Below are 14,893 nucleotides of genomic sequence, written 5' to 3'. Positions count from 1 at the left end.
CTGCGTGCAACAATGAGCCAGCCCGACCGGCGTCACCTGGCGGGACCGACCGGCGAAGGGGAACCGTGAGTGCGAGCGTGAAGGACGTCGCGGCGAGGGCCGGCGTCTCGGTCGGAACCGTCTCCAACGTCCTGAACCGCCCCGAAAAGGTGTCGCCCGTCACCGTCGAACGCGTGCACGCGGCCATCGACGAGCTCGGCTTCGTGCGGAACGACGCGGCCAGACAGCTCCGCGCCGGCCGGAGCCGCAGCATCGGCCTCGTCGTGCTCGACGTCGGCAACCCGTTCTTCACCGACGTCGCCCGCGGTGCCGAGGACCGCGCCGACACCGAAGGCCTGTCGGTCCTGCTCGGCAACAGCGACGAGAGCCTCGACCGCGAGCGCGCCTACCTCGACCTCTTCGAGGAGCAGCGCGTCGCCGGCGTCCTCATCACCCCGCTCGGCGACGACCTCGACCGCCTCGCCCGACTCCGCGACCGCGGCACACCCACGGTGCTCGTCGACCGGCAGACCGACGACGCCAGCTTCTCCTCGGTCGCCGTGGACGACGTGGCCGGCGGCCGGCTCGCGGTCGAGCACCTCGTCTCGCTCGGCCGTCGTCGCATCGCCGTCGTCGGTGGCCCGTCCACGCTGCGGCAGGTCCGCGACAGACTCGCCGGCGCGACCCAGGCGGTCGAGACGGCCGTGGCGGGTGGTGTCGACGTGCAGCTCGAAACGCTGGAGACCACGTCGCTCACGGTGTTGCAGGGGCGCGCCGCCGGCGAGGCGATCACGGGACGTCCTCGTGACGCGTGGCCGGACGCGGTGTTCGCGGCGAACGACCTCCTCGCCATGGGTGTCCTGCAGGCGTTCAGCATGCTCGGCTCCGTGCGGGTGCCGGAGGACATCGCGCTCATCGGATACGACGACATCGACTTCGCCTCGGCTGCGGTCGTGCCGCTGTCGTCGATCCGCCAGCCGAGTGCGCTCATGGGGCACACCGCCGTCGAACTGCTGCTCCGTGAGGCCGCAGCCGGAGTCGGTGGCGTGCCGGAGCAGGTCGTGTTCCAGCCGGAGCTCGTCGTCCGGCAGTCGACGGTCGGCGTCCAGGCCGACTGATCCGGCGGGTGCTGCGAGGGCGGTGACGCCTCGCGCTCCGTCGTTCATCGCCCGTCCACAGGGCGTCCCAAGCGGAGGTTCCTCTCAGGGAAGCCCACGTAGGGTGGCCGTTTCGTCTCCCTCGGACCGGGCAACCGGTCGACCGCGGTCATCGAGGGAGGGGGCTTCCCCGGCCCAGCGACACCCACCGAGCATGAACCGAGCGCGCCCCCGACGCGCACGAGACCCAGGACGGTACCCCACCCATGACCAGCACCACGCCCGCGCGCGCCGTCGAACGACTGCACGTGGTCACCCCGGCCACCACCCTCGCGCAGACTTCCGGCGCCGCGCCGACCGCCTCGGCGTCGACGACGCCTCGGCCGTCCCGCGGCGGGGGCGGCCGTCACGTCGCCCTGAGCCCTCGCGCCGCGCGCCGGGCCGCCCGACTCGAGGACGACCGGTGGACGGCGTCCGCCGAGGACGAGCGACGCCACATCGACCTCGTGCCCGTGAAGCGCCCGTCCGCCAAACGCGGCAAGGGCTCGTTCGCGAAGCGCGCGAAGCCGTTCGCCACGCTCGGCGTCATGACCCTCGCCACCGGCTTGTTCGTCTCGGTCTCGATGCCTGCCGCCGCGGCCGGAGTCGACGTCGACGCCGCGACCGGTGGCGCGATCCCGTCCGCCGCGACGATGCAGTCCGTGTCCTACTCGGTGCCCTCGACCGCCACGGCCGCGCCGTTCACGCGCGACGGCTACGGTGCGACCAGCCAGGAGGAGCTCGACGCCTCCGCAGCGGCCGCCGCTGCAGCAGCCGCGCAGGCCGCAGCCGCCGAGAGCGCCTCGGCCTCCGCGTCCTCGTCCGCCTCCGCATCGTCGGGTCGTACCTTCCCCGCACCGAACGTCGCCCGCTCCGGCGAGGCGATCCTCAACTACGCGGCGCAGTTCGTCGGCGTCGTGCCCTACGGCAACGGCAACGACCCGTCGGACAGCTTCGCGTGCGACGGCTACGTCCAGTACGTGTTCGCGGCCTTCGGCGTCTCCCTCCCGCGTGGGGCGGGTGCGCAGGCGGCGTCCGGCGTGCAGATCTCGGCGTCCGAGGCCGTGGCCGGCGACCTGCTCTACTGGCCCGAGGGGCACATCGCGATCTACGACGGCAATGGTGGCATGTACGACTCGCCCGACTGGGGTCGGTACGTCCAGCACCGCCTGACCATCTGGGGCGACCCGGTCTACATCCGCATCCCGTAGGCAGGCCCATCGTCCACAACTCCTGCTCGACCCGCCGTCGGCCGGCAACTCGGCCCGGCTCGGGTTGCCGCGTCTTCGGTGTGAGCCCGTCGAGCAGGAGTTGTGCACAGGCTGGTCGGGGATAGCGTGGGCAGATGACCGAGTTGCATGCGAGCCCGACCTCCGACGCGCCAGGTGCGGAGGCCTCCGCAACCCCGACGCCGCCGGCGGATGCACGCAGCTTCGAGACCTCCCTCGGCACGATCCTCGCGCGGGTCGACGGCCCCGTGGTGCGCGCGCTCGGCATCCCCTACGCCCGTGCGGGTCGCTTCGAGGTGCCGGTTCCGACGGGGCTGCCGACCGACGCCGACGGTGGCGCTGTCCAGTACCGCGCCCTCCGTCGTGCGCCCGCATCACCGCAGCGGCCGTCGCGGGTGCTCGAGGCCGTCCTCGAGGGTGCAGGCGAAGGGATGGTCGACTCCGAGGACTGTCAGGCGCTCTCGATCACGATGCCCGCCGACGTGCAGCCCGGCGAGGCACTGCCGGTGATGGTCTGGATCCACGGCGGTGCGTACGTCACGGGCGCCGGCGACCTCGACGTGTACGACCCGAGCGCGCTCGTCCTCGAGCAGCGGGTCGTCGTCGTGTCCGTCACCTATCGGCTGGGCATCCTCGGCTTCCTCGGCGACGGCGAGACGTTGCCGGCCAACCTCGGTCTCCTCGACCTCGTGCTCGCGCTCCGCTGGATCCACGAGCACATCGCGGCGTTCGGCGGCGATCCCGGCATGGTCACCCTGTTCGGGCAGTCGGCGGGTGCCGACGCCATCGCCCACCTGATGATCAGTGACGGCACCGTCGGGCTGTTCCGCCGGGTGATCCTGCAGAGCGCGCCGCTCGGCATCAGCAGCGGGCGGGCGAAGATGGCGAGCGCCATGATGCGGGCGGCCGGGGCGCCCGACCGCGAGACGCCGGTCGTCGAGCTGATGGCCCTGGAGGAGCGGGTGGAGCGCGCCGCGCGGCGCTTCGGCCTTCGTGGTGGCATGGCGTTCGGCACCCAGTACGGGCACGCGCCGCTCCCGGCGGAGGCCGATCGCGACGCGGCTTGGCGGGAGGCCGCCTCGCACATCGACGTGCTCATCGGTTCGACGACCGAGGAGACCCGCCTCTACGTGCCACTCATCCCGGTGTTCGCGCGCCTGACCGCGATGCCGCTCGTCGGCGTCCCGATCCGACGGGCGCTCGTCGGAGCGACGACGCACCTGACCTACACCCGCGATTCGAAGGTGTTCGTCGAACGGCATCGGGCGTCCGGCGGTCGGGCGACCCGGTACGAGCTCAGCTGGGCACCGCCGGGCAGTCCCTACGGCGCTTCGCACGTGACGGATCTGCCGCTCCTGCTCGGCACCGAGCGGGCCTGGAGTCGGGCGGCGCTCATCGGCACGTCGAGCTGGTCGGAGGTCGACCGTCGCGGCCGGTTCCTGCGTCAGATGTGGGCCGACTTCGCCCGCGACGGCTCGCTTGCGGCCGATGCGACGGCCGGCGTGAGCGACATGGTGACGCTCGACCGCTGAGGCCCGGCCGGGACGACTACTCCTGCAGGGCCTTCACGGAGGGCAGGAAGTCCGCGTAGCTCGCGGAGTAGACGACGCCGGCGCGGTAGGTGACGACGGGCAGGACGTCGGGGTCGTTCAGCGCTAGGCGCCGTCGACGAGTGCCAGGCAGGCGCGCGCGTGGGCCCTGGCTGCCTCCGGTGTCGGAGCCGGGGTCAGCCCGAGCAGTCGCCGCCGATGGGGCTCGCCGAGCAGCAGGGTGTAGAGCTGCTCGGCTCGTGGGCCGGGCTGCCCGGCGGGGCTGGCAGGCCCGAGCTGTGCGCCCAGGAAGGCGATCGAGCGAGCCGGGCCCGCGGCGTAGAACCGGGCGGCGACCTCGGGGAAGCGTGGTGACTCCGCGATCACGAGGCGGTGCAGCGCGACCGAGACGTCCGAGTGGAGCGCCAGGACCAACCGGGTGGCCGCGTCCTCGAGGGACTCGGCGTCGGACCCAGGGGCGTCGACCGCGAGGAGGTAGGCGTGTTGGCGCTCGACGGCCGCCGACAGCACGCCGGCGAGATCGCCGAACCAGCTGTAGATCGTGCGCTTCGTCACGCCGGCGTCGGCGGCGATCGCCTCGATCGTCGTCCCGCCGTACCCGTAAGCCGTGAAGCGTGCGATGGCCACGTCGAGGATCGCTTCGCGGCGGCGGTCCCGTTCGGCAGCCGTCGGGCGCCCTCGTCTCGTGTCCATGTTCTAATGATACGGTAGCGTCTCATTCAAGCGAAAGGGTGGAGATGACGAAGATCCTGCACGTGGCGATCGTCGACGACTGGGAGGCCAGCAGGCCGTTCGGCGAGTACGAGGTGTCGACGAGGGCGGTGCCCTTCGTGGATGCCGGGTTCGTCCACGCGACGACCGCCGACGGTCTGCCCGAGGTGCTCGACCGTGTCTACGGTTCGCTCCAGCTCCCACTGCTGCTCATCGTGCTGGATGCCGAGGAACTGCAGGCTGCAGGAGCCGAGGTCACCTGGGAACCGACACCGCGCGTCCTCGCCCCACTGCCCACCACAGGCCCGGCCGTCATCGCGGAGCTCCCGCTCGAACGCGATGCGTCCGGCGCGTGGCAGGTGCCCGCGGCGCTCGCCGGACTACCCGTGGACTAGGCGGTCATCACCTGCTCAGTAGTGGTCGCGCGCCTGCAGGATGACGATGTGGGTGTCGGTCACGAGGTACACGAGTCGGTTCGCGTCGTCGATCCGCCGGGACCAGGCTCCCGACAGGATGTGCTTCAACGGCTCGGGCTTCCCGATGCCCACGAACGGATCCCGGAGGACGTCCTGGATGAGCAGGTTGATCCGCTTGAGCGTCTTGCGGTCTTGGCTCTGCCAGAAGGTGTAGTCCTCCCAGCCGCTGCGGTCGAAGGCCAGCTGCCGGGTCACGCGTCGAGCAGTTTGTGGGTCTCGAACTCCCCGTTCCGAGCGCGTTCGAGCGAGGCGAGGAGGCGTTCGGCGCCCTTGGCGTTGCGGAGCAGGTACGCCGTCTCAACCATGGCGTCGTAGTCGTCCTTCGAGACGATGACCGCGTTCCCCCGCTTCGAGACGACCTCGACCGGGACGTGGTCGTCGTTCACCTGTTGGATGAGACCGAACAGGTTCTTGCGTGCGTCGGTCGCGGTGATCGCTGACATGAAGATCCTCCTGGAGTGGTACAGAAAAGCGTACCACTCCAGCTCGCCGTCGACCTCCTTGGACTACCCGAGCGCCGGCTTGATGTCCTTCACGATCGCCTCGAGGATGCGGGCGTTGAACTCCACGCCCAGCTGGTTCGGCACGGTGACGAGGACGGTGTCCGCCGCCTGGACGGCCGCATCGGCCGCGAGTTCCGCGGCGATGACGTCGGGTTCGCCGATGAAGCTGCGACCGAAACGCGCGAGCCCGCCGTCGAGGTGACCGACCTGGTCCTTCGAGTCGGCCTGCGCACGCAGCCCGAAGTAGCGTCGCGTCTCATCGTCGATGAGCGGCAGGATGCTGCGGCTCACCGACACCCTCGGCTGCCACTCGTGACCGGCCTCGGCCCACGCCGCGCGAAACATCGCGATCTGCTCGGCCTGCAACTCGTCGAACGGCACACCCGTGTCCTCGGTGAGGAGCGTCGACGACATCAGGTTCATGCCCTGCTCCGCCGTCCACACGGCCGTCGACCGCGAACCGGCACCCCACCAGATGCGCTCGCCGAGCCCCGGCGACTGCGGCTGGATCGCCAGCAGGCCGTTCGTCCCGGTCATCTGCGGGTTCGCCCGGGCGACCCCGGCACCGGCGATCGCCGCACGGAACACCTCGGTATGCGCGCGGGCGACGTCGGCGTCCGTCTCGTCCTCGCCGGGCGCGTACCCGAACGACTCCGAACCGCGGAGCGCCGTCTCGGGTGATCCCCGGCTCACGCCGAGCTGCAGTCGCCCGTCGCTGATGAGGTCGGTGGCCGCAGCCTCCTCCGCCATGTACAGCGGGTTCTCGTACCGCATGTCGATCACGCCCGTGCCGAGCTCGATGCGCGAGGTCTTCGCTGCCATCGCCGCGAGCAGCGGGAACGGTGAGGCGAGCTGCCGGGCGAAGTGGTGCACGCGCACGTAGGCGCCATCGACACCGACCTCCTCAGCGGCGACCGCGAGGTCGATGCTCTGCAGCAGCGCGTCGCGCCCTGTGCGCACGCTGGAGCCCGGAACGTCTTGCCAGTGTCCGAAGGACAGGAACCCGATCTTCTTCACCCTGGCTACAGCGTCGCGCGCGCTGGTTCTATTCCGGTGAATGGATCTGTCGCGCCGGTGGTGGACGGCTGCGCGTCGACGCCGACCGCGAAGCGATGCGTCCCGCTCGTCACCGAAGCCGGCTCGGCACCCGGGAGGTCGACGACCGCCGAGGTCCCCGTCGGCACCTCGACCTCGACCTGCAAGGCGCCGGCGACGATGGTCCAGGTGATCGACGCTCGACCGTAGGGCGTCAGGTGCACCGCCGAGGCGTGAGTCAGGCCACCGCCCGGCCTCGGCCGGAACAGGATCGAGCGATACCCGGGCGCGGCCGGCGCGATGCCGGCGACGACCCGGTGCAGCCAGTCGGCGACCGCGCCGAGCGCGTAGTGGTTGAACGAGGTCATCTGCCCAGGGTTCACGGTGCCGTCCGGCAGCATGCTGTCCCAGCGTTCCCAGATCGTCGTCGCCCCCTGCTCCACCGCGTACAGCCACGACGGGCACTCGTCCTCCAGGAGCAGGTCGTACGCGCGATCGAGATGGCCCGACGAGGTCAGCGCGTCGCTCACGATCGGGGTGCCGACGAAGCCCGTCGCGATCCGGTTGCCCGCGCCGGCGACGAGGGCGCTCAGCCGCTCGCCGGCGCGGTCGACCGCCTCCGCATCCGGCAGGAGCTCGAAGGCGATCGCGAGCGAGTACGCGGTCTGGGCGTCACTCGTCATGACCCCGTCCTCGCCGACGTACTCCGCCAGGAACGCGCGTCGGGTCGCCTCGGCGAGGTCGGCGTAGTGCTCGGCGTCGTCGGAGCGTCCGAGCACGGCGGCGGTCTTCGCGAGGTGCGCCGTCGACCAGGCCGAGTAGGCGGTGGCGACGAGATACCGGTCGGTGAGCGACTCGGCAGGCCGGTCCGGTGGGGCGGCGGGATCGAGCCAGTCGCCCAGCTGGAAGCCCTCGTTCCACAGGTGGTCCGGTCCCGAGAGGCGGTGCACGAGGTCGACCCACCGCTTCGCACTGTCGTACTGGGCCGCGAGGACGCCGAGGTCGCCGAAGCGTTCGTAGAGCACCCAGGGCGTGAGGACCGCGACGTCGCCCCACACCGCGCCGGGCCGGTTCGGCGTCCACTGCCCGTCGTCGGGGATGAACGGCACGTACCAGGGCACGGTGCCGTCCTCGTGCTGTTCGACCGCGACATCGCGCAGCCAGGAGCCGAGCATGCCCGACACGTCGTAGAGGAAGGAGGCGGTGCGCGCGAACACCTGGAGGTCACCCGTCCACCCGACGCGTTCGTCGCGCTGCGGGCAATCGGTGGGGAGGTCGACGAAGTTGCCGCGCATGCTCCAGAGGACGTTCTCGTGGAGTCGGTTCACGCGCTCGTCGGAGCTCTCGAACCAACCCGTACGTTCGAGGTCCGAGTGGTAGACGCGCGCGACGAGGTCGCCGTTCGCGACGGCTGCGTCGAGGTCGCCCGGCCACCCGCTGATCTCCGCGTACCGGAACCCGTGGATCGTGAACCGCGGCTCCCACACTTCGGCGGCACCACCGTTCGGCGGGATCGGACGGCCGGCGAGCGTGTAGCTGTCGGTCGCCTTCGCCTCCCGCAGTGGACGCGTGTAGATCTCGCCCGCCTGCATGACCTCGGCCGTGCGGATCACGACCGTCGCACCGGCCGTCCCCGAGAGTCGGATCCTGAGCCGACCGACGAGGTTCTGCCCGAGGTCGAGGATGCGTCTCCCGCTCGGGCTCGTGAGGACCGCGATCGGTGCCACCTCCTCGACGGCGCGCACCGGCGGGCCCTCGGGGGCGACGAAGGTGGACGGGTCGCGGGTGCCGATGCGGACGCCCGTCCACGCGCTCGCATCGAAGCCCGGCGACGACCATCCCGTCCGTTCCTCGCGGGCGTCGTAATGTTCGCCGTCGTAGTTGCCCGAGCTGATGATGGGGCCGACGGACGCACGCCAGTGCTCGTCGGTCGCGAGCGTCTCGACGCGGCCGTCGTGGTACCGCAGCTCCAGTTGGGCGATGAGTGACAGGTCCGAGCCGAACAGGTTCCGGAAGCCGCCGCGCCAGCCGAGGCGCCCCCGGTACCAGCCGTCGCCCATCCATGAGCCGATCGCGTTGTCGCCGGGGTGGAGGAGCGCGGTGACGTCGTGCGTCGCCGTGCGCAGGCGATTGGCGTAACTCGTCCAACCCGGGGCGAGCGCTTCGTCGCCGACCCGACGACCGTTGATCTCCGCCTCATAGACGCCGTGCGCCGTGACATACAGGCGGGCAGACTCGAGGCCCGCGCCGACGGTGAAGTCGCGTCGCAGCAGGGGTGGCCGGCGGGTGTCGCTGTCGGGATCCTCGTCCCAGTCCGCGGCGATCGGCTTCGCGACCCAGTCGCTCGCGGACAGGAGGCCGGCCTCGACCGTCGCCGCCGGCCCCCAGTCGGCCACCTCGGCGGTGTCCGTCTCGGCCCTCGTGGCGCCCCACACCCGGACGCGAACGGAGGCGACCTCGCGGGAGCGGAGTGGTTCACCGGGCCAGGCGACGAGGACCGATTCCCCGGTGGCGACGCGTCCGGTGGTGGTCACCCGATCGCCTCGCGTGATCTCGATCTCGGCGGCGCGCTGCTCCCAGCCGGCAGGGCCGAGGTTCGTCCAGCTGAGCCGGGGCTTCGCCACGCCGATACCGCGGGCCTCGCGGAGATGCTCGAATCGGGGAGCGCTCGTGGTCACCATCGTGGCTGCTGGTCCTTTCGTCAGGCAGGGCGCGTCGCAGCTCGCGAGGCGATCAACTCTGACACGTTTCAAAAAGCGATCGTATAACGCTCGCCAGAGCAAAAGCGAGAGCTGCGGGCTGTTTCTTGACACGTTTCAAAACCTGGAGCAGGATGGAGGCGCTGGCGGGGTCGGAGCGGATCCGCCAGGTGGGACGGGCGCCGGAACGGGGCCGTCCCGCGCTCACGACGACGACGATGGAGAGCGACGATGACCACACCCGAGGAAGCCAGCGGAACCGAGACGGGCGGAACGGGACGACCCACCGTCGCGCTCGTCGGCACCCTCGACACCAAGGGGGTCGAGTACGCGTGGATCGCCGAGCGACTCTGGGGACTCGGCGCGGACGTCGTGGTCGTCGACGCGGGAACGCGCGAGCCCCACGGCTACCCGGCCGCCGTCGACCACCCGAACCACGAGGTGGCGGCTGCCGTCGGAACGGACCTCGAGACCTTGCTCGCAGCGGAGGATCGCGGCGCGGCGGTGAGCGCGATGGGCGAGGGCGCCGCGGCCGTGGTCGGTCGACTGCACGCCTCGGGGCGCATCGACGCCGTCCTCGCGCTCGGTGGGAGCGGTGGATCGGCCATCGCCGCCCGGGTCTTCCGCGATCTGCCGATCGGGACGCCGAAGCTCCTGGTCTCGACGATGGCGTCCGGCGACGTCGCCCCATACATCGGAGCGAACGACGTGACGCTCATGTACAGCGTGGTCGACATCGCCGGGATCAACCAGATCTCCCGCGCGGTCCTGGGCAATGCGGCCGCCGCCGTCACCGGCATGGCCGCGGCCGCGAAGACGCGCGGTCTGGCCACCTCCGCCGAGCGCACGGACCGGCCGCTCATCGGGGCGTCGATGTTCGGGGTGACGACCCCGGCGGTCGACGCGGCCCGCGAGCGTCTCGATGAGCTCGGCTACGAGGTGCTCGTCTTCCACGCGACCGGGTCGGGCGGACTGGCGCTCGAGTCGCTCGCCCGCAGCGGGATGCTCGCGGGGGTGCTCGACCTCACGACCACCGAACTCGCCGACGACCTCGTCGGCGGCGTCCTGACCGCCGGTCCCGACCGCCTCACCGCGGCCGGCGCGGCGGGCGTGCCACAGCTCGTCAGTCTCGGTGCACTCGACATGGTCAACTTCGGGCCACGCGACACCGTGCCGGAACGCTTCGCCGATCGCCACTTCTTCATCCACAACGCCACCGTCACCCTCATGCGCACCACCGTCGACGAGAACCGCGAGCTGGGCGCCCGCATCGGCCGGAAACTCGCGGCGGCGACGGCCCCGACGGTGCTGCTGATCCCGCGCGGCGGCGTCTCGGCCCTCGACGCCGACGGCCTGCCCTTCCACGACCCGGCGGCGGACGCCGCGCTCGTCGAAGCGGTGCTCGACGGCCTGGACGGCAGTGCGGTCACTGTCATCGACCGCCCCGAACACCTCAACGATCCGGCGTTCGCGAGACTCGCCGCCGACACCCTGCACGCACTCATCGAGGACAGCAGCACCACGGAGGAGGACTGACCATGGACAGGACCATCGCACTCGAACGGCTCCGCGCCACCGTCGCGCGAGGGGAGGCCGTCATCGGTGCCGGGGCGGGTACCGGCATCTCGGCGAAGTCCGCGGAGGCCGGCGGCGTCGACCTCATCATCATCTACAACTCGGGACGGTACCGGATGGCCGGTCGCGGCTCGCTCTCGGGGCTGCTGGCGTACGGGGATGCCAACCAGGTCGTGGTCGAGATGAGCCGCGAGGTGCTGCCGATCGTGCGGGACACCCCCGTGCTCGCGGGCGTGAACGGCACCGATCCGTTCCGCATCATGGAGCGCTTCCTCGACGAGCTCAAGACCATGGGGTTCACGGGCGTCCAGAACTTCCCGACCGTCGGCCTGTTCGACGGCGTGTTCCGCCAGAACCTCGAGGAGACGGGCATGGGCTACGACCTCGAGGTCGACATGATCCGACTCGCGGCCGAACGCGACCTCCTCACCGCGCCGTACGTCTTCGACCTCGAGTCGACGGTCGCGATGACCGAGGCGGGAGCCGACGTCCTCGTCCCGCACATGGGGCTGACGACCGCCGGCACGATCGGTGCGACCACGGCGCTCTCCCTCGAGGAGTCTGCGCACCGGGTGCAGGAGATGCGGGATGCGGCCGTCGCGATCAACCCGGACGTCGTCGTGCTCTGCCACGGCGGCCCGATCGCGGAACCCGAGGACGCCGCCTTCATCCTCGCCAACACGACGGGGGTCGCCGGCTTCTTCGGCGCGTCCTCGGCGGAGCGGCTGCCGACCGAACGCGCCATCAAGCGGCAGATCGAGGACTTCAAAGCCATCCCGACCCGCTGACCGACCCGCGGCGCCTGCCGCACCACCCACTCGACGAGGAGCACCCCATGACCGACACCCCGAACACCGCTGCACGACCCATCACCCCGGCCACCGCCGGTCGCCGCCCGGACGAGGTCCCCACGAGGGTCTTCGACTGGGGCACCATCAAGTGGCTCGTCACCCCGCACCTCGACGAAGGTGCCGGCCTCACCGTGGGCGAGGTCATCGTCTACCCCGGGCAGGGCCACGCACCGCACCAGCACCCGGGCGAGGAGGAGGTCATCACGGTCATCTCCGGCGAGGGGGTCCAGACGGTCGGTGACGGCCCGGCCTTCCCGATCCGCGAGGGTGACGCCGTCTACATCCCGAAGGACACGGTGCACTCCACCTACAACACGACGTGGCGTCCGCTGCGGTTGTCGGTCGTGTACACGCCTGGTGGCGCAGAGACGGGGCTCGACGGGCTGCCCGACGCGCGCATCCTCGACGCCGGTGAGGCCCCGAGCTGGAAGCAAAACCGCTGATGCCGGTGATCGAACCGGGTTCCTGGGTGCATCCCGGCTCGAAGCCGGACTGGAGCGAGATCGGCACGATCGGGCGCTTCGCGGTGTCGGTCGACGGCGGCCGCTTCGACCGGCACCACCACGACGACCACGAGATCTGGTTCATCGCCGAGGGCAAGGGCAAGGTGTTCGTCGACGGCGCAGAGCGCTATGTGCAGTCGGGCGACATCGTGCTGACGCAGGCCGGCGACACCCACGACATCGTCGAGGTGTACGAGACGATCCGCGGGTTCTTCACCGAGACGGGGCTGCCGACGGGTGGTCGGGTCGGTCACCTGCACGCGGACGACTCGGACGCCGCCGGGCACGTCGTGACCGCGCTCCCGCTGCCGGCCGACTTCCCGGCCCGAGCCTAGGATCGTCGGTATGCGCATCGCCGTCACCGGGAGTTCGGGCAAGCTCGGGTCCGCCACCGTCGAACGCCTGCGCCGGGACGGCCACACGGTGCACGGGCTCGACCTCGCGGGTGCTGCCGGGCCCGGTTTCACGCGCGTGGACCTGACCGACTACGGCCAGACGATCGACAGCCTGCTCGGCGTGACGGCCCGGTTCTCCGGCCTCGACGCCGTGGTGCACCTGGCGGCCATCCCGGTGAACGGGCTCGTGCCGGACGCGGCGACGTTTCACAACAACCTGACGGTGTCGTTCAACGTGTTGCATGGGGCGTTGCGCGCGGGGATCCGGACGATCGTGACCGCGTCGAGCATCACCGCCATGGGTTTCCCGTTCGAGGAGGCGCCGGAGTCCCTACCGATCGACGAGACCGTCAGCCGCGCCAACAACACCTATGCGCTGGGGAAGGTCGCCGAGGAGGCGATGGCGGCGCAGCTCGTGCGGTGGGCCGAGGGCACGTCGATCACGGCGCTGCGGTTCACGAACGTGGTCGCGCCGGGGGAGTACGGGACGTTCGCGCGGGCGTCGGAGCCCGGCTATCGGCGCGATCTCCTCTTCAGCTACGTCGATGCTCGTGACGGTGCGCAGGCGGTCGCGCTCGCGCTGGCTCGAGCGGAGCCGGGGTTCGAGGTGTACGACGTGTGCGCCTCCGACACCGGGACGACGGTTCCGTCGGCGGAGCTCGCGGCGACGCACTTCCCCGGGGTCCCGCTGCGGGAGGGACTCGGCGAGTTCGAGACGCTCATGTCCATCGACAAGGCTCGTGCGCGCCTCGGCTACGAGCCCGAACATCTCTGGCGGGACGAGTACGCGCGCGAGCAGGCGGCGCGGGGCTGACCTGCGGCCGCAGGACGATCGTCTGAACGCCGCGCGGCATTCACCGCGTCATCCGGTCTCGGCGAACGCCGGTCTGGTCTCGTGCTGGCGTCCGTCAGGTGTCGTCCAATGGAGTGTGCCGTCCGGGCGATGCTCGACCTCCCACCTGGGTAGGTGTTTGAGTCGATGATGATGTCGGCAGAGGGCGGCGAGATTGTCGATACTCGTGCTGCCACCGTGCTCCCACGCCGTGCTGTGGTCGAGGTCGCAGTTGCGCGCCTGCCGGCCGCATCCCGGTGCCCGACACGTGACGTCGCGCAGGCGGACCGCGCGCTGCAGATCGGCCGGCACCCGGTACTGCTCGCGGCCGACGGAGAGGACGGAGCCGGTCTCCGGTTGGGTGAGCACTCTCGTCATGGACGGGGCGGCGACGGCGAGCCGGGCGGCGGTGTCGGGGTCGATGGGCCCGTAGCCGTCGAGGGTGCCGGGCTCATCGGTGACGCCGAGGAGTGAGAGGACGGGAACATCGAGCTGGACGGAGGGACGGATGTGCGCCTCGACGTCGACGGGGCGCTCGATGAGCACGGCCTGCTGAGTCGATCTGGCAGACCAGTCCCTCGGGGCGCCCGAGCCCCCGAGCCACACCACCTCCCCGCCGGACTCCGGGTCGGCGGAAATCGGCTTGTCGTCGGTGTTGACGGTGCCCGCCACAGCGAGCGAGGACAGCGCGTCGGCGCGCAGCTGCGCGAGCGTCCGGTCGTCGCCAGCGGCGCGAGCCGGCACGGCAACACCGTCGAGCCGGGACATGATCGCGTACGCGATGGGCGCGGTCGTCATGAGGTTCAGCCAGGCCATGCCGTCTGCGGCGGGCTCGATCGTCACTCGGCGGTCGGCTTGGGAGCGGCGCGCTCGTACGGTGATCGACTCAGGGTGCAACCGTTCGCGCAGCACCCGGGCGCGTCGCTTGAGGAGCGCCGGCGTGGTCCGCTCGGCGACCGGGAGGACATGCTCCACGAACATCTCGCGCCCGACGGCCGGCACGTCGCGTAGCTGGTCGATCACGACCCTGGTGTGGCCGGCGCTGATCGTGCCGCGTTCCAGCGCCTCGAGCACCGACGGCGCCTGGTGGACGAGGGTCTCCGCCTCACCGATGCGGTGCTGCAGCGTCGGCTCGGACATGCGCGTCGCCATGGCGAGCGATGCGCAGATCGAACGCCGCGCGAGGTCGCGTCCCTCCGACTCGGACATGCGCGATGACATCACTGCGGAGGTGGTCGCGTCGGCGTATGCTGCCGCCTCCGCGAGGAGTCGGGCTTCCTCGGCATCGAGCGCGGCTCGCCGCCGGGCGAGCTCCGCGAAGCGGTCCGAGAACGAGGCGAGGCGCGCTGCGAAGACGTCGCTCGGGTGCTCGCGGCGCTCAGTGGTGGTCATGCCTTCAGTCCATCACGGACCACTGAC

15 protein-coding genes are annotated in these 14,893 nt (G+C 71.1%); 9 read left to right on the top strand and 6 right to left on the bottom strand.

Translation table 11 applies throughout. From position 1 onward, the window contains the following. Nucleotides 1-65 precede the first annotated feature (65 nt). From ITJ57_RS17955 to ITJ57_RS17945, 3 genes are all read left to right on the top strand, one after another. Nucleotides 66-1,097, top strand: a complete 1,032-nt coding sequence (locus ITJ57_RS17955) for a LacI family DNA-binding transcriptional regulator (RefSeq protein WP_194671346.1) — start codon at nucleotides 66-68, stop codon at nucleotides 1,095-1,097. 245 nt (nucleotides 1,098-1,342) lie between these two features. Beyond that, nucleotides 1,343-2,326, top strand: coding sequence for a C40 family peptidase (locus tag ITJ57_RS17950; protein ID WP_194671345.1), 984 nt, complete (start codon nucleotides 1,343-1,345; stop codon nucleotides 2,324-2,326). Between the two features lie 134 nt (nucleotides 2,327-2,460). Next, complete coding sequence (locus ITJ57_RS17945) at nucleotides 2,461-3,876, top strand: carboxylesterase family protein (protein WP_194671344.1); 1,416 nt, start codon at nucleotides 2,461-2,463, stop codon at nucleotides 3,874-3,876. A 123-nt stretch (nucleotides 3,877-3,999) separates the two neighbouring features. Here ITJ57_RS17945 and ITJ57_RS17940 read toward each other — a convergent pair whose 3' ends face one another. Beyond that, the gene (locus ITJ57_RS17940) at nucleotides 4,000-4,587 is read right to left on the bottom strand and encodes a TetR/AcrR family transcriptional regulator (protein ID WP_194671343.1); all 588 of its coding nucleotides are present in this window, start codon (nucleotides 4,585-4,587) and stop codon (nucleotides 4,000-4,002) included. Between the two features lie 44 nt (nucleotides 4,588-4,631). Between ITJ57_RS17940 and ITJ57_RS17935 the strand changes: the two genes are divergently transcribed. Beyond that, complete coding sequence (locus ITJ57_RS17935; RefSeq protein WP_194671342.1) at nucleotides 4,632-5,000, top strand: DUF952 domain-containing protein; 369 nt, start codon at nucleotides 4,632-4,634, stop codon at nucleotides 4,998-5,000. 15 nt (nucleotides 5,001-5,015) lie between these two features. On the opposite strand, the gene ITJ57_RS17930 is transcribed toward ITJ57_RS17935, so the two are convergent. The 4 genes from ITJ57_RS17930 to ITJ57_RS17915 all read right to left on the bottom strand — a co-directional run bounded on the left by ITJ57_RS17930 (nucleotide 5,016) and on the right by ITJ57_RS17915 (nucleotide 9,300). Then, a complete protein-coding gene (locus ITJ57_RS17930) occupies nucleotides 5,016-5,276 on the bottom strand; it encodes a Txe/YoeB family addiction module toxin (protein WP_194671341.1) in 261 nt (86 codons plus the stop codon). Continuing rightward, entirely contained in the window at nucleotides 5,273-5,524 is a 252-nt protein-coding gene (locus ITJ57_RS17925) for a type II toxin-antitoxin system Phd/YefM family antitoxin (RefSeq protein WP_194671340.1), read from the bottom strand. The genes ITJ57_RS17930 and ITJ57_RS17925 overlap by 4 nt, the downstream gene beginning before the upstream one ends. A gap of 63 nt (nucleotides 5,525-5,587) precedes the next feature. Then, the gene (locus ITJ57_RS17920) at nucleotides 5,588-6,601 is read right to left on the bottom strand and encodes an LLM class flavin-dependent oxidoreductase (protein ID WP_194671339.1); all 1,014 of its coding nucleotides are present in this window, start codon (nucleotides 6,599-6,601) and stop codon (nucleotides 5,588-5,590) included. A gap of 5 nt (nucleotides 6,602-6,606) precedes the next feature. Next, nucleotides 6,607-9,300 carry a glycoside hydrolase family 78 protein gene (locus ITJ57_RS17915; RefSeq protein WP_194671338.1) on the bottom strand — a complete coding sequence of 898 codons (2,694 nt, stop codon included), beginning with the start codon at nucleotides 9,298-9,300 and terminating at the stop codon, nucleotides 6,607-6,609. A 249-nt stretch (nucleotides 9,301-9,549) separates the two neighbouring features. Between ITJ57_RS17915 and ITJ57_RS17910 the strand changes: the two genes are divergently transcribed. The 5 genes from ITJ57_RS17910 to ITJ57_RS17890 are packed head-to-tail and all read left to right on the top strand — an operon-like array spanning nucleotide 9,550 to nucleotide 13,456. Next, on the top strand, nucleotides 9,550-10,854 hold the full coding sequence (locus ITJ57_RS17910) for a Tm-1-like ATP-binding domain-containing protein (RefSeq protein WP_194671337.1): 1,305 nt from the start codon (nucleotides 9,550-9,552) through the stop codon (nucleotides 10,852-10,854). A gap of 2 nt (nucleotides 10,855-10,856) precedes the next feature. After that, nucleotides 10,857-11,681 (top strand): phosphoenolpyruvate hydrolase family protein, encoded by an 825-nt coding sequence (locus tag ITJ57_RS17905; RefSeq protein ID WP_194671336.1) that lies wholly within the window; start codon nucleotides 10,857-10,859, stop codon nucleotides 11,679-11,681. A 47-nt stretch (nucleotides 11,682-11,728) separates the two neighbouring features. Beyond that, complete coding sequence (locus ITJ57_RS17900) at nucleotides 11,729-12,187, top strand: cupin domain-containing protein (protein ID WP_194671335.1); 459 nt, start codon at nucleotides 11,729-11,731, stop codon at nucleotides 12,185-12,187. Continuing rightward, nucleotides 12,187-12,582 (top strand): AraC family ligand binding domain-containing protein, encoded by a 396-nt coding sequence (locus tag ITJ57_RS17895; RefSeq protein ID WP_194671334.1) that lies wholly within the window; start codon nucleotides 12,187-12,189, stop codon nucleotides 12,580-12,582. The genes ITJ57_RS17900 and ITJ57_RS17895 overlap by 1 nt, the downstream gene beginning before the upstream one ends. Before the next feature lie 10 nt (nucleotides 12,583-12,592). Beyond that, entirely contained in the window at nucleotides 12,593-13,456 is an 864-nt protein-coding gene (locus tag ITJ57_RS17890; RefSeq protein ID WP_194671333.1) for an NAD(P)-dependent oxidoreductase, read from the top strand. Between the two features lie 48 nt (nucleotides 13,457-13,504). Here the strand turns inward: ITJ57_RS17890 and ITJ57_RS19540 are convergent, their stop codons facing one another. After that, nucleotides 13,505-14,866 (bottom strand): HNH endonuclease signature motif containing protein, encoded by a 1,362-nt coding sequence (locus tag ITJ57_RS19540; protein WP_228507332.1) that lies wholly within the window; start codon nucleotides 14,864-14,866, stop codon nucleotides 13,505-13,507. Nucleotides 14,867-14,893 lie beyond the last annotated feature (27 nt).

Source organism: Plantibacter sp. VKM Ac-2880 (genome assembly GCF_015351235.1).
GTDB lineage: Bacteria > Actinomycetota > Actinomycetes > Actinomycetales > Microbacteriaceae > Plantibacter.
This window is presented reverse-complemented; position numbering and strand designations above follow the sequence as displayed.